The following is a 22702-nucleotide window of genomic DNA, read 5'->3' on the forward strand; positions in this document are numbered from 1 at the left end:
TTTCTTCCCAGTCAGTCGGCCTTGTCTTCCACCTCGACCCGCAGTTCATCCGGCCAGGCATGGATCACCGCCTTCACCAGCGTCGCCAGCGGTATGGCGAAAAACACGCCCCAAAAGCCCCACATCCCGCCGAACACGATCACCGACAGGATAATTACCAGCGGATGCAGGTTGACCGCTTCGGAGAACAAAATGGGCACCAACAGGTTGCCGTCCAGCCCCTGCACCACCAGATAGGCGACGATCAGCGTCCAGAAATCGGCGCCGACGCCCCACTGGAACAGCGCCACCACCACCACCGGTATGGTGACCAGCACCGCGCCGATGTAGGGGATCAACACCGAGAACCCCACCAGCACCGCCAGCAGCAGCGAGTAGCGCATGTCCAGCACGGCGAACACCAGGTAGGTCGCCACGCCGACAATCACCATCTCCAGCACTTTGCCGCGAATGTAGTTGGTGATCTGCTGATTCATCTCGTTCCAGACCTGCCCCGCCAGGCCGCGATTGCGCGGCAGCACGCGGCGCACCGCGTTCAGCAGTTGCTCTTTGTCCTTCAGCAGGAAGAACATCATCATCGGCACCAGGATCAGATAGATAGCCAACGTCAGCAGGCCGACCAGCGACGCCAGCGAGAATTTCACCACCGATTCGCCCATGCCGGACAACCGGCTGCGCAGGTTTTCCGCCATCATGTCGATGATGCCGGCATCCACCAGCGCCGGATAACGCTTCGGCAGCGTCGCGGCGAAGTTATAGAACTGGTTGAGCATGCCCGGCAGATCGCTCATCAGATTGATGCCCTGCTGCCAGGCGGTCGGCGCGACGACAAACACCAGCAGCATGGCGACGCCCGCGAACACCAGCAGCATGACGCTCGCCGCCCAGGTGCGCGAACAGCCGATGCGCTGCAGGCGCGCGGTCGGCCACTCCAGCAGATACGCCAGCACGATGGCGACCAGCAACGGGGTCAGAATGCCGTGCAAAAAATAGAGAATAAGGAACCCGGCAACCAGGATCACCAGCAGCGCGATGGCCTGAGGATCGGTGAAACGGCGGCGGTACCACTGTAATAACATCTCCAGCATCAGAGCGGGCTCCTTGAGATTTGGCGGGCGGGCATGGCGATTCCTGTGATAGGCCTGATTAAAGCATAGATAGAATGGGCGCACGCGGGATATGCAAAGCACTCAGAGTACTCAAAGTTCGCCATACATCAACAGCGATCTGGCTGATTTTATCACGCGGGCAGGCGATCGACGCAAAAATCCGCAGACGCGGCGACTGGCGCGATGAGCGGCCCCGAACGGGGCCGCGGAAGATTACAGCGAAGTCACGATAGAAAGGGGCGAACCGACCGCCAATGCGAACAACAACACACAGCCAATCGCGATCGCCGCCGCCAGATCATTTTTCATTGTCCCGTCCCCTGATGCTTAAACTGGTTATCGTCACGAACTCTGTCGGTTCTACGTTCACGGCCTTTTCTGATGCACGTCATTAAAAACCCCCGCCGCAGCGGGGGAGAAAACGTTCTGGTGCATCAAGTGTTACAAGGAGGTCATGAGGGATTGCTAACCCTAAATGACTATTTCAAGCTAGGATTATTCTCAGAGCATGGCAAGCGATCGCGTCGAGGTTATCCGCACTTTGAGATAAACCTCATAAAAAAATCCCGCACGGCAGCGGGATGAAGGGATGATAACGTCATGAATTTTTTATGCGGACAATGAGGCGGTATTGTCGTCATTTGGCGACAATACCGCGCCGGCACGGTGGTCACAAGGGAAATTTGGCCACGGTGAGGAAATCAGAATTTCGCCAATGCCCGCGCTCGTGCGCCCGTCAGCACCAACGAAAAAATGGGATTTTCGTCAGACAGCCGCCGGGCAAAAACCGGTAGCATGGCCGATATCATCCCAAACGCCGTAGGGGGAAAAAAGATGAACAGCAAACCGTGTGAATTTGATGAAGCCATCTGTCTGGCGATCGGGCGTGGCGTTTGCGAAGTCGTGAAGATAGGGGATGAAATCAGCGTCTTCTCCCTGTTGGAAGCTATCGAGTGCTTCATCGAACGGCAGGCGCTCAGCGAAAGCGAAATCGCGGCGGCGGACGACGCGCTGGATTTGATCAGCGGTTTGGTCCGCCGCCAGTGCTGAAGCCTGTTACGAGGCGCAGCCGATGAGCCGTTGCTCTACCGTGACGCCGGGCATCATTTGCCGTAAACCGGCAATCAATTCGTCGCCCGCCTCGTGCAGCGCCGCCAACGGCATCGCCGGCAGGCTCTCCAGGATGAACCACATCCGCTCGGCCTCGGCGCTCAACCGGGTTCTGACCCCCTGGCGCCAATTCCAGCGGCGGCAGGTCACGCCGCGATCGTCGCGCCAAACCACCTCCCCCGCCTCCGGCGATTCATGGATCAGCGCCCCCTCTTTGACGGTATCAAACAGTTCGCTGCCATCCGCGACGATCAGCCGCGGCTCGCCGACATAGGCCGCGATATTCTCGCCCCCCACCGGCACGGCATAACGAATGCTGACGGCGTTATAGAGATCGACGACCGGATCGATGCTGGGCATCGTGCCGTCGCGCAGCGCGCGCTTGCGCAGGGCGTCGGCGGAACAGGGCGTACGCTTGGGTTTGGCGCCAAACTGCATGAACACCTCGCGCCAGGCCGTGAGATGCGCCTCTGCCCAGGGTGCATCTTCCTCGCCGAGGGCGCGACAGGCTTGCGCCAACGCCAATGCCCCCACGTCCGGATGGGTTATGGGAGCCGCAACCGCGGTAATGCTTAACGCCCGGAAACCGGGTGCCAGCGCAGCGACGGCCGGATCGATTGACGGATCGACTAAAATCATTGAATAATCCTATATTGACCATTTTATTTCATAATATTGACCGATGAACGCCAAAGTCAACAGACCGACCGAGTTCGGCGCCGACGTGCAAACCGTCAGCGAAGCGGTGTCGCACCGCATCAAGCAACAAAGAAAAAGCCAAAAGCTATCGCTGGATGAACTGTCGCGCCGGGCGGGCGTCAGCAAAGGCATGCTGGTGGAGATCGAGAAAGGCGCCGCCAATCCCAGCATCGCCATCCTGTGCAAGCTCGCGGCGGCGCTGGGTCTGTCGGTGGCGGACATCGTCAACGTCACCCGCGCGCCCGCCGCCTTCCTGATTGAAAGCCAAGATATTCCCACGCTGTGGCATGGCGATCGCGGCGGCTCGGCCCGTTTGCTCGCGGGCACCCAAGGCCCGAACATGATAGAACTGTGGCGGTGGGAAATGGCGCCGGGGGAAGCCTATGCATCGGGCGGCCACCCGACGGGCACCTTCGAGCTGCTGCACGTTGAGCAAGGCGTCTTGAGCCTGGCCGTCGAACAGACCGAGCTCATGATTGCGCCGGGCTGTTCGGCAGTCGCCAAAACGGACGGCCCGCACCGGTACGCCAACGAAGGCGAAGACACGCTGATTTTCACCATGACGGTCGCCGAATTGCACGCCTGAACGGCGGCCCTGACCTGAACGCTTGCACAGGAGAAGAACCATCATGACAACCCCTGCCCCACGGGAGTGGCGGCGTGCGGACTATCTCATCAGCACCGATCCCGTTCTGCTGGATCTTGATGCCATCCACGCTTTTCTGACCCGTTCTTCATGGGCGGAGGGAATCGATAAAGAGACCGTCCGCCAGTCGCTCGCCCACAGCCTGTGCTTCGGTTTGTATCACGAGGCCAGGCAGATCGGTTTCGCCCGGCTGGTCACCGATTACGCCACTTTCGGCTATCTGTGCGACGTGTACGTGCTGGAAACGTACCAAAAGAGCGGGCTGGGCCTATGGCTGGCAGAATGCTGTCAGGCCCATCCGCTGATGGCGACGCTGCGGCGAGTCATGCTGGTCACCAGCACCGCCCCCTGGCTCTACGAAAAAGTGGGCTATAGCGCCATCAACCGCCCCGACTTTGTCTGGCAGATCGCCCGGCCGGACATTTACCGACGGTAGCGCTATTTCAGCGCCTGCTCGGCCAACAGCCCGAGGGCGATCACGATCATCGCCGCGCCGGAGATGCGCCCCACCACCTTCGCGGCCTGCGGGCGAGTGCGCAGCACCGACTGCGAACCAAACCCCACCAGCAGATACACCAGGCCGCAGCTGATCAAATGCACGACGCCCAACGCCAGCATCTGCATCGGCACCGACCATTCGGCTCGGGCGTCGGTAAACTGCGGCAGCAGCGCCAGAAACAGCAGAAACACCTTGGGGTTCAAGCCGCTGACGCACACGCCCTTGCCGGCCCAGCGCAGCCAGGAATCGGAACGCTGATCTTCACCGGCGCCGGGCACCGGCGGGTGCAGCAGCATGTTGAAACCGATCCACAACAGATAAGCCGCCCCCAGCAAGGTGAGCGCCGTCAGCGCCAGCGGGTTGCCGACCAGCAGCGCGCCGACGCCCGCCACCACGATCGCAATCATCAGCAGATGGCCAAACAGCAAGCCGGCGACGGCGGGCACCACCACCCGGCCGCGAATGCCCGCCGAGATCACATAGGCCCAATCCATACCTGGCGTGATCACCAACAAAATCGACACCGCCCAAAACGCGGCGAAAAGAGCGAGCGTCATGCCGGCGCCCTCTCAAACGCGCCGCGCCACACCGAACAGAGAACCATTGCGCTTTCCTCGTGGAAGAAGAACGGCCTCCGCCTACCGCGGCGGCCGTAAAACCGTTCAACAGATGGCAAGAATATCCTCATGACGTTAAAATGTGCTTTCAATTACTTGCCTGAAATCGGCATAAACGGGGAAATTTTTCCAAATGGATAAGATTGATCGCAAGATTCTTGCTGAACTGCAGGCCGACGGCCGTTTGTCGGTGACCGAGCTGGCCGAGCGGATCGGTTTGAGCGTGTCCCCCTGCCACCGCCGGGTGCGGGCATTAGAGGAGTCCGGGGTGATCAGGGGTTACCGCGCCCAGCTCGATCCCGGCAGCCTGGGCTATAACTTTTCCGCCCTGGTGTTCGTCACCATGCGCGAAGGTGATCGCCGCGCCGTTGAAACCTTCGAAAACGCCATGGTGGACATTCCGCAGGTGGTGCAGGCACAACGGCTGTTTGGCGACCCCGACTATCTGTTGCACGTGATCGCTCGCGATCTGCCCGCCTTTCAGCAGCTTTATGACGAGAAACTCTCCGCCCTGCCGGGCGTGCAACGCCTGAGCTCCACGCTGGTGATGAAAACCGTGGTGCCGGAGCGTTCATTCCTGCCGTTGGGAAAATGACGACGGGAACGTTGCCGCTCCCGTTTTGACGACCTTAAGGCACAATCACGAAATCCGGATTGGCGATGGCGAACAGCGCCTCGCGATCCGCCGCCGGTGGATAAATCCACTGCGTGTTGATCTCCTGCTTAATCTTTTTGCCTGCCTGACGGGTAAAGCGCACCTGGCGATCCCAGCCTTCGGTGTACAGCGCCCCCCAGGGCCCCAGATCCAGACAGGTCACATACTTCGGCTGGCTGTACGGGTGCGTCGGCAAGCCCGTCAGCTCCGCCGCCGCATTGTGGCCGGCCACGCGGCCAAGGCTCATCGCATGCTGGCAGGTCATCAGGTTGTGATTACCGAGATCGTCGGTCGCCGCCTTCACCGTATCGCCGGTCACGAAAATGCCCGCCGCCGCCGGCGCGCGCAGGAAGGCGTCGCCGATCACCCGGCCGCTGCCGTCGCGCTCGCCGGGGATCTGCTCGGTCAGCGGATGCGCCCGCACGCCCGCCGCCAGGATCACCGTGTTGGCGGCGATGCGCTCACCGTTCGACAGCATCACTCCCTCAGCGTCGATAGCCGAGACGCGCAGGCCGGCCCGCGCTTCCACGCCGCACTCCGCCAGCGCCTGGCGAATCACCGCCCCCGGCTCCGCGCCCATTCCGGCGCCCACTTCCGGCGCGCTATCGACGATCACCACGCGCACATTCTCGTCTTTGCCCAGCGCATCCCGCAGCCGCTGCGGCATCTCCGCCGCGCTCTCCAGCCCGGTCAGCCCCGCGCCCACCACCACAGCGGTGTTGCGCGCAGGCGTCGAGGGTTTGGCCGCCAGCGCGTTGATATGGGCGCCCAAACGCTGCGCGCTTTCCAGCGTATCGACGTTGAAACCGTATTCGGCAAAGCCCGGCACCGCAGGCACGGACAGCCGGCTGCCGGTGGCCCACACCAAACGATCGTAGGCCAACTCAAGGGGTTCCCCCGTCGTCGGCGCCACCGTGAGCGTTTTAGCAGCGGCATCGATACGCTCTACAACCCCGGCCAGGTGCCGCACACCGACAGCGGCGAGCTGCGCGGAAATGTCCGGGTTCATGTTTTCCAACACGGCTTCATACAGGCGCGGCCGGATGGTAACGGTTGGCGTCGGTGAAACCATGAGCACCTCGATATCGTCATGCTTACCGGCAAGGGTAATGGCGCGCATGGCGGACACGGCGGCCCAAAAACCGGCAAAACCGGAACCGGCAATCACTATTTTCTGCGTCATGGGATGACTCCTTCATAACAGGGTTAACCGGGCGACAAGGCTGCCCGCAGTTTTTTCGGATGAACGATGCCGTTCCGCTCCCGTAACAGGGTGCAGAAGGCCCGCCCGCCCCTTCCGAAGAGGCGGGAAAAAAGTGTGTTTCGCTTTTTTAAGGAAAGGCGGTGATTAGGTTTTGGCCCGCGCCGTTTTGCCGCTGCGCGCGGTGCGTTCCGTCATACGCTCGTCGAGCCAGAGGTTGACCTCGCCGAAAAAGCCCTGCGGCGCTTTGCGGCCAAAGCGGGCGGCGACGGCGCCGAGGGTCTGCACCGCCAGCGCATCGCGCATCGCCTTCTCCGCCTGCAGCATCACCGCATGGATAGCGCATTTGCCGGAGACCGCCCAATCCGGCGGGGAATCATCGAACACCGCACAGCGCCCGCGCACCTCCTGGCAATCGAACAGCGGCTTGTGCCCCTCGATGGCGTCGATAATTTCCAGAAAACTGATCTCGTCCGCCGGACGGGCCAGCCGGTAACCGCCGCGCACCCCTTCGCTGGCGGCGACGATCCCCGCCTTTTCCAGCTTGGGGAAAATCTTGGCCAGAAAGCTGGGGGAGATGCCTTGCAGCTCGGCGAGTTCGCGGCTGCTGAGCGCGCGCTGGTTGTCGCCGACCAGCCACAGCAGGCAGTGAATGCCATATTCAACGCTGGTTGTGATGTACGCCATATGTCCGTTTTCGATCGTCAGTGAATCCTCAATAACGCAGACTATATGAGTCTGCGTTTATCTTGTCAATAAAACACAGACTAACTTTGTCTGCGTTTTATTAAAAATGCATGTCGCCAGCGACAAAAAAGCGCCCTTCAAAATGAAAAATAAAACTTTTTTGCTCGATTCGCGCTCGGCTAACGTTTCCTTGTCGCCTGCGGCTGACTATGATGTGATGGGTGCCGCCGCCGCGGTTTGTGAGCCGCCGCACTTTCGCGCGGATTGCGCCGCGGGAATAAAGAACTCTTGTCTGCTGCTGACGTCTTAGAAATGATTATTTAAGGGAAACGCCTGACTATGACCAACCGGTTGACCAAAACCGCGTTAGCGGTGCTGCTGCTCAGCACGCTGAACGCCACCGCCCTGGCGCCAGCACAGGCGGAAAGCCAGGACCAGTTGCCGGATATGGGCACCTCCGCCGGCGGCACCCTGAGCATCGGACAAGAACTGGCGATGGGCGATTTCTATGTGCGCCAACTGCGCGCCAGCGCCCCGCTGATCAACGATCCGCTGCTGAGCCAGTACATCAATCAGCTGGGCAACCGGCTGGTGGCCAGCGCCTATTCGGTGCGCACGCCGTTCCATTTCTATCTGGTGCGCAACGACGAGATCAACGCCTTCGCCTTCTTCGGCGGCAACGTGGTGCTGCACTCCGCGCTGTTCCGCGTCAGCGACAACGAAAGCCAGCTGGCTTCGGTGCTGGCGCACGAAATCTCGCACGTCACCCAGCGCCACCTGGCGCGCGCCATGGAAGATCAACAGCGCAACGCCCCGCTGACCTGGGTGGGCGCGCTCGGTTCCATTCTGCTGGCGATGGCCAACCCGACCATGGGCATGGCGGCGCTGAGCGGCACCATGGCCGGCACCCAGCAGGGCATGATCAGCTTTACCCAATCGAATGAACAGGAAGCCGACCGCATCGGCATTCAGGTGCTGCAACGCGCCGGTTTCGATCCGGAAGCCATGCCCGACTTCCTGCAGAAACTCTCGGATCAGTCGCGCTACGCCTCCAAGCCGCCGGAAATGCTGCTGACGCACCCGTTGCCGGACAGCCGCCTCTCAGACGCGCGCAACCGCGCCAACCAGATGCCGAAACACATCGTGCAGTCTTCGCAGGATTACCTGATGGCCAAGGTGCGCGCACTGGGCATGTACAGTTCGGAAGGCTATGGCCTGAACGAAGAGCTGCTCGGCTCGCTCAGCAAGGGCAACGTGCGCGAACAGGCGGCCGCCAAATACGGCCGCGCCATTCTGTTCTATGAAGCGAAAAAATACGACGACGCGCGCAACATCATTCAGCCGATGCTGGCGCAGGATGCGAAAAACGTCTGGCTGATCGACCTGATGACCGACATCGATCTCGGCCAGAAACGCGCGCCGCAGGCGATCGCACGCCTGCAGGCGGCCAACGCCGCCCAGAACAACAACCCGGTGCTGCAGCTCAACCTGGCCAACGCCTATGTCGAAGGCAACCAACCGGCGCAGGCGTCGAAGATCCTGAACCGCTACACCTTTGCCCATCCGGACGATCCGAACGGCTGGGATCTGCTGGCGCAAGCCAGCGCCGCTCAGGGGCTGCGCGATGAAGAGCTGTCGGCCCGCGCCGAAAGCCTGGCGCTGACCGGCCGGCTCGATCAGGCCATCGGCCTGCTCAGCAATGCCAGCTCGCTGCAAAAACTCGGCAGCCTGAAACAGGCGCGTTACGATGCGCGCATCGACCAGCTTCGCCAACTGCAACAGCGCTTCCGCCAATACCAGCGCAGCTGATTCAACAAGGAATGAACGCCATGAAAAACGTCACGATTTACCACAACCCGCGCTGCTCCAAGAGCCGTGAAACCCTGGCGCTGCTGGAACAGCACGGCGTCGATCCGAAGGTGGTGCTGTACCTCGATACGCCCCCTACGGTCGATGAGCTGAAAAAGCTGTTGAAGGAACTGGGCTTCACATCGGCGCGCGATCTGATGCGCAAAAAAGAAGATCTGTATAAGGAATTGAAGCTGGCGGACGACAGCCTGAGCGAAGAGCAACTGCTGGCGGCGATGACGGCGAACCCGAAACTGATCGAACGACCGATCGTGGTGAAAGGCAGCAAGGCGCGCATCGGCCGGCCACCGGAGCAGGTGCTGGAGATTTTGTAAATTCGAATTCGGGCGCGGACTATTGCGCCCTTTCTTTTACGGTAGCGGCTACAGCCCCAGGATCTCTTTAACGAACGGAATGGTGAGCTTGCGTTGGGCAGTGATCGAGGCGCGATCGAGCTGATCGAGAGTCATAAACAGCGTGCGCATCTCGCGATCCAGCCGTTTCAGCAGGAAGCGGCCCACGTCTTCCGGCAGCTCAAAGCCGCGCAGTTTGCCGCGCAGCTGCAGCGCCAGCAGCTTCTCTTCGTCCGACAGCGGCTGCAACTTGTAGATCTGCCCCCAGTCCAGACGCGAAGCCAGATCCGGCAAACGCAGGTTCAGCTGACGCGGCGGGCGATCCCCGGTGATGAACAAACGGGTGCGGCCGGTTTCCAGGATGCGGTTGTAAAGGTTGAAGATCGCCATCTCCCACTCTTCGTCGCCGGCGATGCATTCGATATTATCGATGCAGACCAGCGCCAGCTGCTCCATGCCGTCCAACACTTCAGGCACGAAGTAAGCGCGCTTGTCGAGCGGCACATAGCCCACCGCTTCCCCCTTCTGCGAAAGCTCTGCGCAGGCCGCATGCAGCAAATGGCTGCGCCCGCCGCCTTCACGCGACCAGAAATAGATATAGCTGCCATGTTCCTGACGGACGGCGGATTGGATCGCGGCTAATAGGGATGGGTTCTCGCCCGGATAAAAACTGGCGAAAGTTTCATCATCGGGAAGATAAAGTGGCAGTGAAAGCTGTGCCGGCGTATTCAGAGAAGCACCTCAACCAAAACTGGCAGAAAAACGAGGGCAGTTTAACACAGAAAACGGGCGCTGTTGAACCGGCTGGATCTTATGCCGCAATAGTGAACAATGCCTAAGCGCCGCTTGATTGGCTGCGGCCCCCGCCAAGGCAAGAATTATCCGAGTTAATTCCCTAACCCCATGCCTGCGCAGGTTAAATTTGTCATTTAAGCCAAATCTGGCCTAGTATAGGTAGGCTAAACGCAATCACCATCAACAAGGTTTCTGCAAGGATATAGACGATGAAAGTATGGAATAAAGTGCTGTTGGCCTCCTTTATCGGGTTGTTGGTTGCCGGCTGTGATGACTCGTCCAAGGTTGACGCCAACCTGGATAAAGCCAAAGACAGCGCCGAGCAGATGAAAGACGCCGCCCAGAAAAAAGCGGACGATCTGACGGACAAGGCGAAAGCGACGGCGGATGAAATCAAAAAAGAGGCCGCCACTCAGGCGGATCAGCTGAAAGACAAAGCTTCGGCGATTAAAGAAGACGCCGCCAAGCAGGCGGACGCCATCACCAACGACGCCAAGGCCAAGGCCGCCGCGATCAAAGACGACGCAGGCAAACAGAGCCAGCAGTTGGTGGATCAGGCCAAGGCCATCAAAAACGACGCCATCAACGGCGCCAACGATCTGACCGAGCAGGCCAAGGCGAAGACCGAAGCCATCAAAAACAGCGCCGAAAACAAAGCGCAAGAGTTGAAACAAGAAACCGATGCGGCGGTGAACGGCAATACTCAGCCGGCCACCCAGCAGTAAGCTATTCTCAGCCACAAAAGAAAGGAGCAGTAAATGGGGATTATTTCCTGGATTATCTTCGGCCTGATCGCCGGTATTTTGGCTAAGTGGATCATGCCCGGCAAAGACGGCGGCGGCTTTATTCTGACCGTCGTGCTGGGGATCATCGGCGCCGTGGTCGGCGGCTATATCAGCACCTTCTTCGGCTACGGCAAGGTTGACGGCTTCAACTTCGGCAGCTTCGTGGTGGCGGTTATCGGCGCCATCGTGGTGCTGTTCGTGTACCGCAAAATTCGCAGCTAAGGCGAATGCCATAAGTCAAAAGGGCAGCCCTTGGGCTGCCCTTTTCGTTACTTCTGCTCCGCCGGTTCGTCCGGCGCGTCGAGCACCTCTTCTTCCTTGCGGAACAGGCTGATGACCTTGAACAGCAGGCTCAAGCCAATGCCGACGATGGTCGCCAGCGCCATGCCTTTCAGCTCCGCCGCGCCGATATGCACCTTGGCGCCGCTCACGCCGATAATCAGGATCACCGAGGTTAAAATCAGGTTTTGCGCTTTGTTGTAATCCACTTTGGACTCGATCAGCACGCGAATGCCCGAGGCGCCGATCACGCCGTACAGCAGCAGGGAAACGCCGCCCATCACCGGCACCGGCACCGCCTGGATCGCCGCCGCCAGCTTGCCGATGCAGGACAGCAGGATCGCCAGCACCGCCGCGCCGCCGATCACCCAGGTGCTGTAGACCTTGGTGATGGCCATCACGCCGATGTTCTCGCCGTAGGTGGTATTCGGCGTGGAGCCGAAGAAGCCCGAGAATACCGTCGAGATGCCGTTGGCGAACATCGAGCGGTGCAGGCCCGGATCGCGGATCAGGTCTTTCTTCACGATGTTGGCGGTCACCACCAGGTGGCCGACGTGCTCGGCGATCACCACCAGCGCCGCCGGCAGAATGGTGAAGATGGCGAACCACTCAAAGCGCGGGGTGTAAAAGGTCGGCAGTGCGAACCAGTGCGCCTCGCGGATCGGGGTCAAATCCACCACGCCCATAAAGAACGACAGCGCATAGCCCACCAGCACGCCGATCAGGATCGGGATAATCGCCAGGAAGCCGCGGAACAGCACCGAGCCGAGCACCGTGACCGCCAGCGTCACCAGCGAAATGGTGATGGTGGTCGAGTCGGCGCTGGCGCCTTCCGCCGGCAGCAGGCCCGCCATGTTGGCCGCCACGCCCGCCAGCTCCAGGCCGATGACGGCGACGATCGCCCCCATCGCCGCCGGCGGGAACATCACGTCCAGCCAACCGGTGCCGGCCTTTTTCACGATCAGCGCCACCAGGCAGAACAGCACGCCGCACATGATGAAACCGCCCAACGCCACTTCGTAACCGAGCGGCAACAGCAGCAGCACCGGCGAGATAAACGCGAAGCTGGAGCCGAGGTAGGCCGGGATCTTGCCTTTACAGATGAACAGATACAGCAGCGTGCCGATGCCGTTGAACAACAGCACGGTTGCCGGGTTGATCTTGAACAGGATAGGCACCAGCACGGTGGCGCCGAACATGGCGAACAGGTGCTGGAAGCTGAGCGGAATGGTCTGGAGCAGCGGCGGGCGCTCGCTGACGCCGATGGCGCGACGGGTCATGTGTGCTTTTCCTCGGTTTATTGGTTTTATAGGTTTTAGTCAAAAAAAAGCCGACTCGTTAAGTCGGCTCAAATGTTTACTTGGTACCAAATATCTTGTCGCCCGCATCGCCCAGGCCAGGCACGATGTAGCCCTTGTCGTTCAGACACTGATCGATGGAGGCGGTGTACAGCTCAACGTCCGGATGCGCTTTCTCCAGCGCGGCGATGCCTTCCGGCGCCGCAACCAGGACCAGCACCTTGATGCTGTGGCAACCGGCTTTCTTCAGCAGATCGATAGTGGCGATCATCGAACCGCCGGTGGCCAGCATCGGGTCGACGACCAGCGCCATGCGCTCTTCGATGTTGGAAACCAGTTTCTGGAAGTACGGCACCGGCTCCAGGGTTTCTTCGTCGCGGTATACGCCCACCACGCTGATGCGCGCGCTCGGCACGTGCTCCAGCACCCCTTCCATCATGCCCAGGCCTGCGCGCAGGATTGGCACTACGGTAATCTTTTTCCCTTTGATCTGATCCACTTCAACTGGCCCGCACCAGCCTTCGATGGTGACTTTTTCCGTCTCCAGATCGGCGGTCGCTTCATAGGTCAGTAAACTACCCACTTCTGAGGCCAGCTCACGGAAGCGTTTGGTGCTGATGTCATTTTCGCGCATCAGGCCAAGCTTGTGTTTTACCAGCGGGTGTTTCACCTCAACGATCTTCATCATTTTTCTCCTATTAAGGTGGTTGCGGCCAAAAAAATCGCGGGATTATACCTCCTTTTTTTCGCCGCGCCACCCACAATAGCCCGATCGGGATCAACAAAAGTTTGAATATCAGTATAGATGACGAAAAAGCGGAGCCGGTTCACAAGCCGCTCGCAAACGTTTGCCTGCGCTGTTAGAATTGCCGCGCCTTATTCCGGAATCAACATCGGAAGCACAGTTTTCAAACCGCAAACCGTCGTGGGGAATCGCGCAGTGACCGACAAAACCTCTCTCAGCTATAAAGACGCAGGTGTCGATATCGATGCAGGCAACGCATTGGTAGATCGCATCAAAGGTGTAGTTAAACAGACCCGTCGCCCGGAAGTGATGGGCGGTCTGGGCGGGTTTGGCGCCCTGTGTGCGTTGCCGCAGAAATACCGCGAGCCGGTGCTGGTTTCCGGTACCGACGGCGTGGGCACCAAACTGCGTCTGGCGATGGATTTGAAACGCCACGACACCATCGGCATCGATCTGGTGGCGATGTGCGTCAACGATCTGGTGGTTCAGGGCGCCGAGCCGCTCTTCTTCCTCGACTACTACGCGACCGGCAAGCTGGATGTGGACACCGCGGCCAGCGTGATCACCGGCATCGCCGAAGGCTGCAAACAGTCCGGCTGTGCGCTGGTCGGCGGCGAAACCGCTGAAATGCCGGGCATGTACCACGGCGAAGACTACGACGTGGCCGGTTTCTGCGTCGGCGTGGTCGAAAAATCCGAGATCATCGACGGCAGCAAAGTGCAGTCCGGCGATGCGCTGATCGCCCTGGGCGCTTCCGGCCCGCACTCCAACGGCTACTCGCTGGTGCGCAAGATCCTGGAAGTGAGCAACACCGATCCGACCGCCACTCAGCTGGAAGGCAAGCCGCTGGCCGACCACCTGCTGGCGCCGACCAAAATTTACGTGAAGTCCGTGCTGGAGCTGATCGAGAAGGTTGACGTACACGCCATCGCTCACCTCACCGGCGGCGGCTTCTGGGAAAACATTCCGCGCGTGCTGCCGGAAGGCATGCAGGCGGTGATCGACGAAGCCAGCTGGCAGTGGCCGGCGGTGTTCACCTGGCTGCAGCAGGCCGGCAACGTCAGCCGTCATGAAATGTACCGCACCTTCAACTGCGGCGTAGGCATGGTCATCGCCCTGCCGGAAGCCGAAGTGGAAGCGGCCATCGCGCTGCTGACCGCGGCAGGTGAAAAAGCATGGAAAATCGGTAAACTGACCGCCTCTTCCGACGAACAACAAGTGGTCATCAACTGATGAAAAAGATCGTGGTGTTGGTCTCCGGCCAGGGGAGCAATCTCCAGGCGCTGATTGACGCCTGCCAGCAGGGCCGCATCGCCGCCGAAATCGTGGCGGTGTTCAGCAACAAGGCGCAGGCTTATGGCCTGCAACGCGCCGAAGCGGCGGGCATCGCCGCCCAGGCGCTGGATGCCAAGGCCTACGCCGATCGCACGGCGTTCGACGCCGCATTGGCGGACGCCATCGACCAGTACCAGCCCGATCTGGTGGTGCTGGCCGGCTACATGCGCATCCTCAGCCCGCAGTTCGTGCAGCGCTATGCCGGCCGCATGCTGAACATCCACCCTTCCCTGCTGCCGAAATACCCGGGGCTGCATACCCACCGTCAGGCCATTGACAACGGCGACAGCGAACACGGCACCTCGGTGCACTTCGTGACCGAACAGCTCGACGGCGGCCCGGTGATCTTGCAGGCCAAGGTGCCGATTTTCGCTGACGACGAAGAGGATGACGTGGTTGAACGGGTGCAAACCCAGGAACACACGATCTATCCGCTGGTGGTGAGCTGGTTCGTCGACGGCCGCCTGGCGATGCGCGACGGCGCCGCCTGGCTGGACGGCGAACGCCTGCCTGAGCAGGGTCACGCCGCCGACTGATGCGCGCAGCCTGAACCTTGCCTAAACGGCGCCCGCGCGGCGCCGTTTTTTTTCGCCTTCATCCATTCTGTGAAGTTATACTTTGCACAATTTCACGGCACAGAGGAGCCCACATGTCCAGCACTGCCAACGTCAGATTACGCCCATTGGAACGGGACGATCTGTCGTTCGTCCACCAGATGGACAACAACGCCAGCGTCATGCGCTATTGGTTTGAAGAACCCTACGAAGCCTTTGTCGAGCTTTCCGATCTCTACGACAAACACATCCACGATCAGAGCGAGCGCCGCTTTATCATCGAGCACGAAGGCGCCAAGGTCGGCCTGGTAGAGCTGGTGGAGATCGATCACATCCACCGCCGCGCTGAGTTCCAGATCATCATCGATCCCGCCCACCAGGGCAAAGGCTATGCCAGCACCGCCGCCCGCCTGGCGATGGACTACGGTTTCTCGGTGCTGAACCTGTACAAGCTGTACCTGATCGTCGATAAGGAGAACCCGAAGGCGATCCACATCTACAGCAAGCTGGGCTTCAACGTGGAAGGCGAGCTGATCGACGAGTTCTTCGTCAACGGCGAATACCGCACCGTGCTGCGCATGTGCATCTTCCAGCCGCAATATCTGGCGAAGTTCAAAACGCCAAGCGATAAGCCGCTGGTGAAGTGACAATTCGCGAGAAAAAAAAGAGAAAACCCGCACAGGCGGGTTTTTTATTGGGAAATAAGCGGCTAGTATTAAGGCATATTATTTTATCGTCAGGAAATAGCCAGATGAATACGAAAATAAATAATATTTCCCGAGATAATTAATCGAACAATAATTAATAGTAAGAATTACCCTCTGCCTCTACAAAGGAAAAATGCCATGACGACCGTCTCAAACCTGCTGCTTTTTATCGGCCTGGCGATGCTCGCCATCGCCGCCGGCCTGAATACCTATAGCGGCTACGCCTCCGCAGATCCCAATAGCACCCCGCTGTTTTCCTCACTCTGGTGGACGCGTTGGTTCCCGCTCTATGCCTCGGGGGCTGCGTTGCTGCTGGTGGGGGTAGTGTTGCGGGTTTCGGGGCGGGGACGTTAAAAACAGAAAACGGCTCCGAAGAGCCGTTCATATGGGTGTTAGATTTCCGTCAACCGTGGCCTATAGTGGTACTTTTTACCTTGGCTCATTTGCATGAGCAAAGCGTGCCTAACCTCAAACTGTTGGGAGCGGTGAGGTTACTCAGGCTTCTCAAGCAATCCAAGCAACTCCATATCATAAAGCAAGTCGCTTTTTTCATCTTCGCCAATACCTTGAATTAGAGATTCAAGGTTTGTTTTTTCCAAAATGGAAGAAATTGAGTTTCGGTAATTATTCTCAACATCTTTTGGCCCTCTACCGGCTATAAGGATGAGTGTAAACACTTTCAGCATTAACATTTCCACAGGCGATAACTGTGCATTTTCGTATTGATAAGATGCATACCCTATTTCTTCAATACCGTACTCCCAGGTCGTACCATTTTTATTAAAAGCATTAATGTGACTTCTACAACAGCTATAAAAGCAATCTAAATACTCAGCTCGCAATTCTTCATAAGTCATGCGTTCTTCATCCATCATTTCAATCTCCCAGGGATCAGCATTACGTCGTTATTGTCGAGAACCTCTACTTTTATTCCAGGGTATTTTTTCTGAAATTGTTCTACGACACCCAAGCAGCTATCACATGCAGCACGTTCAGTGAAAATGGTGATTCTCCCCTCAGCTGATACATTGTTACCTAACTTATCAGCCAGGTTGTCCAGAATTTTGTACTCTGAATCTGTATTCCTAGATATGAGGATACCATCAGAACTTTTAATGGTTTCATATTTAAAGTTTTGGTTTCCATCACCTATGAAACTTTTTTCTGCTTTAGCTATCCTGCTGTGTGCCGCAAGTGTTTTCGGCATACCAGGAACATCGATTTGTGCAACAGCTGCATTTCCTTTTTTTCGGATTTTTTCCGCAAATGGCGCCCTAGCATCCAGCACTTGCTGCCTGAACGCAGCCGCCTGTTGAACGGTCTTCTCATTGACCAGATACCCTTTCCAGGCGCTGGTTGGGCCTACCAATTTGGATGACAGGTATTGGTTGCCGACGTTTGCTTTACCCATACCGGCAAATGTGCTGGCAATAGAGACCGCCATCACCGAGGCATTCACCCAGTCCGGCGACCACCCGGTCAACTTGCTGATTTGTTCTATCTGCTGGTTGCGAGCAAACAGCTGGCCGTCGGTTATCTGGTCGCCCAAATCATACGTGAATAACTTTTCGCTGTCATAGCCGGCAAACGCCGGATAGTTGCCGAAGCGCTGACGCTCTTTTTGTACCCAGTAGTTGGCGATGAGACCGTCTTCATCCCGCGTTGACGGGTACTTATTCATCAGGGCTTCAAACTGCTTGCGTTCGTCTGAGTTCAACGCCTCTTGCGTGGTGCAAGCTACTTTTCGGCATGAAGCCGCCATCAGACGCGCTTCTTTTTCCTTGTCGCCCTTAGCCAACTCTTTAATCGCGTTGAGTTCTTCCTGATGCAGCTGTCGATTGAAGCGTTCGACAAACTCCCCCGCATTTGCACCGCTGGTGGCACCTGCGGCTTTAGCAGTTACGATGGCCCCTGCAAAGGCGCCCGCTACGCGGCTGATCTGAGCCTGACGCTCTTGCCAACCTTCACTTCTGACCAGATTATCATTGATGATCACCCCAGCCAGCTCCGCCGCCAGCGCCCCTGCCGCCGCGCCTTTGGCATTGCCCTTGCCGATTTCTGCGGCCACGCCCGCCAGAACGGCATGGCTTACGGCCCGGCCCGGTATATCGAGAACCTGACCGTTATCCCCAATCAGGTTGGCGCCCTCGGCCTGAACCTGGCTGCCGATGTTCGCCAGCAGCGCATTGGTCAGGTTGTCTTTGAAGCTGCCGCCATTGATGGCGGTATTCAGGCTGGAGCTGATGACCGATTGCCCGGCCACCCGCTGCGCCACCTTGCTCCAGTCGCCGTTGCTCAGCTGCGGCAATTTGACGTTGTTCGGGTTAAGCGGTTTGCCCGCCGCGTCCTTGCTCCAGCCCATCGCGCTGTCGAAGCCGTTGAGCGCGCCGCCGATCGCCATCGCCGTGGCGGTCGCCTTGACGTTTTCATTGCTGCCCAGCGCCTGCAGGGTTTTTGACAGGTTGCCCTGGTTCTCCACCAACGCCACCGCCGCCTGAGAGGCCAGCGAAGACATCCCGGCGGTGACCGCGCCGCTGGTTACCGCCCCGCCGCCCACGGCGCCGGAAACGCTGGAGGCCGCCGTGGCCGCCAGTGAACTGCCTGCGGTCACCGCCGCGGCCGCGATGGCGATCACCGCCGCCACCGCCGGGTTCAGGTGCTGGCTCTTGTAATCCCAGCTGTCGTAAGCGTCTTTGACCTTGCTCCACTGCACGTCGTTGCGCTTGTTCAGATCTTTGACCCAGGTGGTGCCCGGCGTATTGCCCAGGGCGTCGATGGCGCTTTGCAACGCCTGCCCGTTTTTTACCTTCACATCGGCGCTGACGCCCTTGGCGGCATCCACGGTCAAGGCACCACCGGTATGAATGCTCGGCAGCACCCACTTATTGTCTTCGTAACCTTTATTGGCCTGCTTGATAAAGAAGCCTTTCGAATTGCTGACGGTCTGTTCGAAAGAGGTATTTTTCACTGCGCGGAAGTTAACCTGGCCATGCGTGCTGGTCAGGCGCGCGTTTTGCCCAGCGGCGATCTTGCTGGCTTCATAGGTGCTGTCGTCGCGGCTCATCAGCGTGATATTGCCGGCGGCGGTAAACTCGGTAACCTTGTTGGTCACGTCATGGCGGGTCTGCTTAACCTCGGTTTTCTTGCCCCACCATTTGCGTTTCTTCTCGGTTTTCTCGTAGTGGCTGGATTCCTCCATCGCCTGAGCGTAGAGATAGCCACCCTTGGCGGCGATATCCATATTGCCGGCGCGCATGGCTTCAGCCTGGTTGTGGGCGTCGACCTGAGCTTTTTGTTTGGCCTCGTCAATGCCTTTGCTTTGGGCTTCCTGGCGCGCAGCGGTCAGCTGGTTTTGTGCCTCGTTTTTTGTTTTGTTGCCTTGATTAATTCGCTGCTCTGCCTGCGTGACATCATTTCGAGCAGCAGCCAGACTACTTCTTGCAGCACTAAGTTCTCCTTCGCGCTGTGCTACGAATTTATCCCAACTCCCTACTTCAGCAGACCAACCACTGCCATATTCGTGAGGTGGGTTATTACGCATAAACTCATCCCGCCTTTCCTCAGCATCTCTGACGGCAGCCTCTGCTTGCTGAACGAACGAAATTCTTTGCGTAACAATATGTTCAGCATTTGTTTTTGCCTGCAATGCCTGATTAATTTGCTGCTGCGTATTTCGAAGCTGCTGCTCGGCAATGGCTATCCGACTCCCCCAATCCGTCACCGCTACCGGTGATTTCCAGTTCGCCCCTAATCCTTTAACCACCAGCTTGGTCGCCTGGAACAGAATGCTGCCGCCGGAAATCACCGTCATCAGGCCGCCGGCATTCAGCTCGGTACCTTGCTGGGTACGGGTTTCGGTGAACTCGTTGCCGCTCTCGCGGTAAGTGTGGTTTTGCACCGCCTCGAAGCGCATATCGCCGCCGGAGGTCAACGTCATGTTGGCGCCGGAAGTCAGCCTGGCGCCGTAAGTCAGCAGTTGGTTATTCGCCGACGCGGTCAGGTTTTTCCCGGCGCTGAGGGTAGTGACCACATGGCGGTCGTCTTTGTTGTTGTCGTTAGCGGCATCAATGGCGGAATAGGCCAGGTTCGACAACCATAGATTCTGCCCGGCCAGCAGCGTGATATTACCGTTGGCGGAAAGCGCGCCGCCCTGGGTGCCGATGTCGCGGGCCGAGTTAATCAGTAAATTGCCGCCGGCGTGTACCCGGCTACCCAGTTCAGGCGTGCGGGAAGAGGGGAACAAGCGACTAAATTGCTCCCCCAATTCGCGATAGTTCAGATCGGCATTATGGCCGGCCAACAGCGTGACATCTTTACCTGCTTTAATGTGCGTCCCGCGCAACGCCAGATAACCGCCGCTGTTGAGCAGCACTGAACCACTGGCGTTCAACTGTCCGGCATTTAGCAGTTGGTTGAACTGCGTTTGTCGTTGTTCAGGAGATAAATTCTGCGCTAAACGATCGTTATTCAACGCCTCGTCATTTCTGACAATCGAAACAGTGCCGTTCGCCGTCATTGCAATATTTTGGCTTTGCGGCGCGAAGTGCGTGTTACGTAGATAAATACCTTGCCCGGCATTTAAGGTTAAGTCCCCGGCAGCATTCAATTGGCTCAGCCAGCGGGCACCATCGACGCCGAAATAGCGTGGGCTAGGTACAGTGTGCACTTTGACGTTGCCGTTGCGGCTGGTCAAAGTGACATGATGTCCCTTCAGATAGCTTTGACGGGCATCCAGCTCATTCACTGCTGCAACGTTCAGACTCTTGCCCGCAGTTAGCTCAGCACCGTCGGTGTAAAACACATCATCGGCAACCACAGTCAGGTCGTTACGCGCGTTTATTTTATCGGTACTGATAACACGTCCCGCATGCAGCACAATGTTGTGAGCTACCAGTGAGTCAGGCCGTCCCGAAGCCACCACCTCACTAAGCTGATTTCCCGCCGGCGTCGAAGTTTTAATTTCTATCTGATTTTTAAAATCCGCAACCAAATTGCCGCCCGCCAACATGGCTGAGGCCGGATAGCCAGAAGCCGACCAGCTCTTTTGCCCGCCTTTTCTGACATAAATGACATATTCCGGGATCGACGATTTCTGATCCTGCCATTTATGTCCCAGAACAACGTTAGGATTCGGCACCTTCGGTTCGAAAAGTGCATAGTCGTTCATGTCCCCCGTCATTTCACTGCGCACGCCCAGATTATTACCAGTTAAAATCAGATCGTTAGTCGCTTTTATTGTGCTGACGTGGTTCCAAAGCTCCGACGCATTAATGTAGGCATTCTTCCCTGAAATGATTTCTGCGGGACGGCTGTCGGTCACTACGGTAAAACGCGCGCGTTCACTGTTAACCCAGGGCGTTTTTTTGAAATCGACGTGTCCCAACCAGGTGAAATTTTTATCTTCAAAGTCCGCCAAATAATCAAAAAATTGGTAATCGAATTGCCCCTCGTACACACCATCAGCCAACCAACGATCGATATCCTTGTTGTCCTTCGGCGCGTTGTTGGAGGAAATGGCGAACTGCTGGCGAACGTTGTTCAAACTCTCCGTGCGTATCACTAAATCGCCGCTGTTGGTCAGGATTTTCGCCGAACGGTTCTCGACGGATTTAGCCTTGTTGCCCTGCGCACCCTTTTGGATCCACATATTTTTATTAGCGTGCAGCTTGGCGTTTTCCCCGGCGTTGCGGATATGGTCGCCAAAGATACGCATATCGCCGCTGGTGCTGGTTTGCCCGTCATTCACCAGCGTCGTTGCTGCCAGCGTGGCGTTGCCGTCCGCCTGCACGACAGTACCCCGCGTAATGTGCAATCCCTTGGCACTGACATTGAGGTCACCCTTGCTGTGCGTGGTGCCGTTAAGCACCAGGTTACCGTTAACGCTCAGCGTAATATCCCGCTGTTTGCTGGTGAGGTCTTTCAGGTTCACCCCCACCCCATCCTCGTTGGCCACCAGGCGGATTTTGTTGGCGTACATGCCGCCCAGCGCTTTGGTATCCACGGCCAGTTGGGGCTTAGCGCCTTCACCGGCGAGCGGTTTGATGCTGCCATCCTTGAAGCTGATGCGGTTGGCGCCCTGAGTCAGCGACAGATTTTGTGCATTGATTTTGCCGTTCAACTCGGTGGCGCGGCTGATGATATCGACATAGTCGGCGCCGCTGCCGTCCAGTCCTTTACCGCCGATGGTGACGCCGCCTTTTTTCACCTCCAGCGCTTCCAGCGCGCCCTGCTTGTCGAACTGCGGTTTGCCGGTGGTCAGCGTCACGCCCGGCGCGTTGATAAAGCCGCAGCCGTCGCAGGTGATGCCATTCGGGTTGGCGATCATCACGTTGGCCTTGTTGCCGAATACCTCGAGTTTACCCTGCAACTCGGAACGACTGCCGCCGATCACCTCATTGATGATCAACTCCGCCGGTTTTCCCTTCAGGTAGGTGTTGCCCTGCGCGCTGTAAATCTCCACGCCCAGCTGCGTTTTGCCGCCGTGTGTGGCGTTATTCAATACGGCACCCTGTGGCCCAACGTTGAAATCTTTATAGGTGTTGTGGGAGATGCCCGCACCGTTCGGCGTGGCGATATTCACCACCGGTACGTTGCCCGGCTTGATAACCACCTGCGTATTGCCGTTAGCGGCGGTAATGCCGGCGGCGAACGCCGGGTGCAACGGCTGGAAAGCCGTCAGGTAGATCAGCAAATAGCTGGCGCCCCGCGCCAGCGGATGATTGAGCTTATCCATGTTCATTCCTTCGAAAGGATGTTGTTTTGAACGCCGAGGCGCTCCTG

Annotated in this window: 22 protein-coding genes; 12 read left to right on the plus strand and 10 right to left on the minus strand. The window is 58.2% G+C overall.

Going from position 1 to position 22702, the window contains the following annotated elements:
* Nucleotides 1-11: 11 nt before the first annotated feature.
* The gene (locus ACP39K_RS20195) at nucleotides 12-1088 is read right to left on the minus strand and encodes an AI-2E family transporter (RefSeq protein WP_016926738.1); all 1077 of its coding nucleotides are present in this window, start codon (nucleotides 1086-1088) and stop codon (nucleotides 12-14) included.
* Between the two features lie 855 nt (nucleotides 1089-1943).
* On the opposite strand from ACP39K_RS20195, the gene ACP39K_RS20200 reads away from it, so the two are divergent.
* Nucleotides 1944-2159, plus strand: coding sequence for a hypothetical protein (locus tag ACP39K_RS20200; protein ID WP_016926736.1), 216 nt, complete (start codon nucleotides 1944-1946; stop codon nucleotides 2157-2159).
* A gap of 6 nt (nucleotides 2160-2165) precedes the next feature.
* On the opposite strand, the gene ACP39K_RS20205 is transcribed toward ACP39K_RS20200, so the two are convergent.
* Nucleotides 2166-2858, minus strand: a complete 693-nt coding sequence (locus ACP39K_RS20205) for a B3/B4 domain-containing protein (RefSeq protein ID WP_033639670.1) — start codon at nucleotides 2856-2858, stop codon at nucleotides 2166-2168.
* Between the two features lie 43 nt (nucleotides 2859-2901).
* Between ACP39K_RS20205 and ACP39K_RS20210 the strand changes: the two genes are divergently transcribed.
* Nucleotides 2902-3504, plus strand: a complete 603-nt coding sequence (locus ACP39K_RS20210) for an XRE family transcriptional regulator (protein ID WP_016926734.1) — start codon at nucleotides 2902-2904, stop codon at nucleotides 3502-3504.
* A 43-nt stretch (nucleotides 3505-3547) separates the two neighbouring features.
* Nucleotides 3548-4000, plus strand: coding sequence for a GNAT family N-acetyltransferase (locus ACP39K_RS20215; RefSeq protein WP_497008792.1), 453 nt, complete (start codon nucleotides 3548-3550; stop codon nucleotides 3998-4000).
* Nucleotides 4001-4002: 2 nt separating this feature from the next.
* On the opposite strand, the gene ACP39K_RS20220 is transcribed toward ACP39K_RS20215, so the two are convergent.
* Nucleotides 4003-4620 carry a LysE family translocator gene (locus ACP39K_RS20220; RefSeq protein ID WP_004941674.1) on the minus strand — a complete coding sequence of 206 codons (618 nt, stop codon included), beginning with the start codon at nucleotides 4618-4620 and terminating at the stop codon, nucleotides 4003-4005.
* A 193-nt stretch (nucleotides 4621-4813) separates the two neighbouring features.
* Between ACP39K_RS20220 and ACP39K_RS20225 the strand changes: the two genes are divergently transcribed.
* Complete coding sequence (locus ACP39K_RS20225) at nucleotides 4814-5275, plus strand: Lrp/AsnC family transcriptional regulator (protein ID WP_004941672.1); 462 nt, start codon at nucleotides 4814-4816, stop codon at nucleotides 5273-5275.
* 34 nt (nucleotides 5276-5309) lie between these two features.
* Here the strand turns inward: ACP39K_RS20225 and ACP39K_RS20230 are convergent, their stop codons facing one another.
* Nucleotides 5310-6518, minus strand: coding sequence for an NAD(P)/FAD-dependent oxidoreductase (locus ACP39K_RS20230; protein ID WP_497008793.1), 1209 nt, complete (start codon nucleotides 6516-6518; stop codon nucleotides 5310-5312).
* Nucleotides 6519-6683: 165 nt separating this feature from the next.
* Nucleotides 6684-7223: an RrF2 family transcriptional regulator gene (locus ACP39K_RS20235; protein ID WP_060445292.1), complete on the minus strand. Its 540-nt coding sequence runs from the start codon at nucleotides 7221-7223 to the stop codon at nucleotides 6684-6686.
* Between the two features lie 339 nt (nucleotides 7224-7562).
* Here ACP39K_RS20235 and bepA point away from each other — a divergent pair, with 339 nt between their 5' ends.
* Together bepA and arsC are read left to right on the plus strand one after the other, a co-directional pair.
* Nucleotides 7563-9032 (plus strand): beta-barrel assembly-enhancing protease, encoded by a 1470-nt coding sequence (gene bepA / locus ACP39K_RS20240; protein WP_004941664.1) that lies wholly within the window; start codon nucleotides 7563-7565, stop codon nucleotides 9030-9032.
* Nucleotides 9033-9052: 20 nt separating this feature from the next.
* On the plus strand, nucleotides 9053-9406 hold the full coding sequence (arsC, locus tag ACP39K_RS20245) for an arsenate reductase (glutaredoxin) (protein WP_015378717.1): 354 nt from the start codon (nucleotides 9053-9055) through the stop codon (nucleotides 9404-9406).
* Between the two features lie 48 nt (nucleotides 9407-9454).
* Here arsC and hda read toward each other — a convergent pair whose 3' ends face one another.
* The gene (gene hda, locus ACP39K_RS20250; RefSeq protein WP_025159568.1) at nucleotides 9455-10156 is read right to left on the minus strand and encodes a DnaA inactivator Hda; all 702 of its coding nucleotides are present in this window, start codon (nucleotides 10154-10156) and stop codon (nucleotides 9455-9457) included.
* A gap of 272 nt (nucleotides 10157-10428) precedes the next feature.
* Here hda and ACP39K_RS20255 point away from each other — a divergent pair, with 272 nt between their 5' ends.
* Both ACP39K_RS20255 and ACP39K_RS20260 read left to right on the plus strand, forming a co-directional pair.
* Nucleotides 10429-10944, plus strand: a complete 516-nt coding sequence (locus tag ACP39K_RS20255) for a hypothetical protein (protein WP_016926729.1) — start codon at nucleotides 10429-10431, stop codon at nucleotides 10942-10944.
* Between the two features lie 33 nt (nucleotides 10945-10977).
* Nucleotides 10978-11226, plus strand: coding sequence for a GlsB/YeaQ/YmgE family stress response membrane protein (locus ACP39K_RS20260; RefSeq protein WP_016926728.1), 249 nt, complete (start codon nucleotides 10978-10980; stop codon nucleotides 11224-11226).
* 47 nt (nucleotides 11227-11273) lie between these two features.
* On the opposite strand, the gene uraA is transcribed toward ACP39K_RS20260, so the two are convergent.
* The gene (gene uraA / locus ACP39K_RS20265) at nucleotides 11274-12563 is read right to left on the minus strand and encodes a uracil permease (protein ID WP_004941645.1); all 1290 of its coding nucleotides are present in this window, start codon (nucleotides 12561-12563) and stop codon (nucleotides 11274-11276) included.
* Between the two features lie 76 nt (nucleotides 12564-12639).
* A complete protein-coding gene (gene upp / locus ACP39K_RS20270) occupies nucleotides 12640-13266 on the minus strand; it encodes a uracil phosphoribosyltransferase (protein ID WP_004941642.1) in 627 nt (208 codons plus the stop codon).
* A gap of 255 nt (nucleotides 13267-13521) precedes the next feature.
* Here upp and purM point away from each other — a divergent pair, with 255 nt between their 5' ends.
* The 4 genes from purM (at nucleotide 13522) to ACP39K_RS20290 (ending at nucleotide 16276) form a co-directional block, all read left to right on the plus strand.
* Nucleotides 13522-14559 (plus strand): phosphoribosylformylglycinamidine cyclo-ligase, encoded by a 1038-nt coding sequence (purM, locus tag ACP39K_RS20275; protein ID WP_016926726.1) that lies wholly within the window; start codon nucleotides 13522-13524, stop codon nucleotides 14557-14559.
* Nucleotides 14559-15197, plus strand: a complete 639-nt coding sequence (purN, locus tag ACP39K_RS20280) for a phosphoribosylglycinamide formyltransferase (protein ID WP_004941635.1) — start codon at nucleotides 14559-14561, stop codon at nucleotides 15195-15197. The genes purM and purN overlap by 1 nt, the downstream gene beginning before the upstream one ends.
* Before the next feature lie 113 nt (nucleotides 15198-15310).
* Nucleotides 15311-15862 (plus strand): spermidine N1-acetyltransferase, encoded by a 552-nt coding sequence (gene speG, locus ACP39K_RS20285; RefSeq protein WP_048794942.1) that lies wholly within the window; start codon nucleotides 15311-15313, stop codon nucleotides 15860-15862.
* A gap of 198 nt (nucleotides 15863-16060) precedes the next feature.
* Nucleotides 16061-16276, plus strand: coding sequence for a hypothetical protein (locus ACP39K_RS20290; protein WP_043140451.1), 216 nt, complete (start codon nucleotides 16061-16063; stop codon nucleotides 16274-16276).
* Between the two features lie 137 nt (nucleotides 16277-16413).
* On the opposite strand, the gene ACP39K_RS20295 is transcribed toward ACP39K_RS20290, so the two are convergent.
* Together ACP39K_RS20295 and ACP39K_RS20300 are read right to left on the minus strand one after the other, a co-directional pair.
* Nucleotides 16414-16797: a hypothetical protein gene (locus tag ACP39K_RS20295; RefSeq protein ID WP_043140454.1), complete on the minus strand. Its 384-nt coding sequence runs from the start codon at nucleotides 16795-16797 to the stop codon at nucleotides 16414-16416.
* Nucleotides 16794-22655: a DUF637 domain-containing protein gene (locus ACP39K_RS20300; RefSeq protein ID WP_115116666.1), complete on the minus strand. Its 5862-nt coding sequence runs from the start codon at nucleotides 22653-22655 to the stop codon at nucleotides 16794-16796. The genes ACP39K_RS20295 and ACP39K_RS20300 overlap by 4 nt, the downstream gene beginning before the upstream one ends.
* Nucleotides 22656-22702 lie beyond the last annotated feature (47 nt).

Source organism: Serratia sp. EC4, from assembly GCF_059652115.1.

Coding starts and splice junctions, on each gene's coding strand:
- ACP39K_RS20225 (WP_004941672.1), top strand. CDS start 4,814: ATGGATAAGATTGATCGCAAGATTCTTGCTGAACTGCAGGCCGACGGC.
- purN (WP_004941635.1), top strand. CDS start 14,559: ATGAAAAAGATCGTGGTGTTGGTCTCCGGCCAGGGGAGCAATCTCCAG.
- ACP39K_RS20205 (WP_033639670.1), bottom strand. CDS start 2,858: ATGATTTTAGTCGATCCGTCAATCGATCCGGCCGTCGCTGCGCTGGCA.
- ACP39K_RS20260 (WP_016926728.1), top strand. CDS start 10,978: ATGGGGATTATTTCCTGGATTATCTTCGGCCTGATCGCCGGTATTTTG.
- ACP39K_RS20215 (WP_497008792.1), top strand. CDS start 3,548: ATGACAACCCCTGCCCCACGGGAGTGGCGGCGTGCGGACTATCTCATC.
- speG (WP_048794942.1), top strand. CDS start 15,311: ATGTCCAGCACTGCCAACGTCAGATTACGCCCATTGGAACGGGACGAT.
- ACP39K_RS20235 (WP_060445292.1), bottom strand. CDS start 7,223: ATGGCGTACATCACAACCAGCGTTGAATATGGCATTCACTGCCTGCTG.
- ACP39K_RS20230 (WP_497008793.1), bottom strand. CDS start 6,518: ATGACGCAGAAAATAGTGATTGCCGGTTCCGGTTTTGCCGGTTTTTGG.
- ACP39K_RS20300 (WP_115116666.1), bottom strand. CDS start 22,655: ATGGATAAGCTCAATCATCCGCTGGCGCGGGGCGCCAGCTATTTGCTG.
- bepA (WP_004941664.1), top strand. CDS start 7,563: ATGACCAACCGGTTGACCAAAACCGCGTTAGCGGTGCTGCTGCTCAGC.
- ACP39K_RS20255 (WP_016926729.1), top strand. CDS start 10,429: ATGAAAGTATGGAATAAAGTGCTGTTGGCCTCCTTTATCGGGTTGTTG.
- ACP39K_RS20195 (WP_016926738.1), bottom strand. CDS start 1,088: ATGCTGGAGATGTTATTACAGTGGTACCGCCGCCGTTTCACCGATCCT.
- arsC (WP_015378717.1), top strand. CDS start 9,053: ATGAAAAACGTCACGATTTACCACAACCCGCGCTGCTCCAAGAGCCGT.
- uraA (WP_004941645.1), bottom strand. CDS start 12,563: ATGACCCGTCGCGCCATCGGCGTCAGCGAGCGCCCGCCGCTGCTCCAG.
- ACP39K_RS20210 (WP_016926734.1), top strand. CDS start 2,902: ATGAACGCCAAAGTCAACAGACCGACCGAGTTCGGCGCCGACGTGCAA.
- ACP39K_RS20220 (WP_004941674.1), bottom strand. CDS start 4,620: ATGACGCTCGCTCTTTTCGCCGCGTTTTGGGCGGTGTCGATTTTGTTG.
- ACP39K_RS20200 (WP_016926736.1), top strand. CDS start 1,944: ATGAACAGCAAACCGTGTGAATTTGATGAAGCCATCTGTCTGGCGATC.
- ACP39K_RS20290 (WP_043140451.1), top strand. CDS start 16,061: ATGACGACCGTCTCAAACCTGCTGCTTTTTATCGGCCTGGCGATGCTC.
- upp (WP_004941642.1), bottom strand. CDS start 13,266: ATGAAGATCGTTGAGGTGAAACACCCGCTGGTAAAACACAAGCTTGGC.
- ACP39K_RS20295 (WP_043140454.1), bottom strand. CDS start 16,797: ATGATGGATGAAGAACGCATGACTTATGAAGAATTGCGAGCTGAGTAT.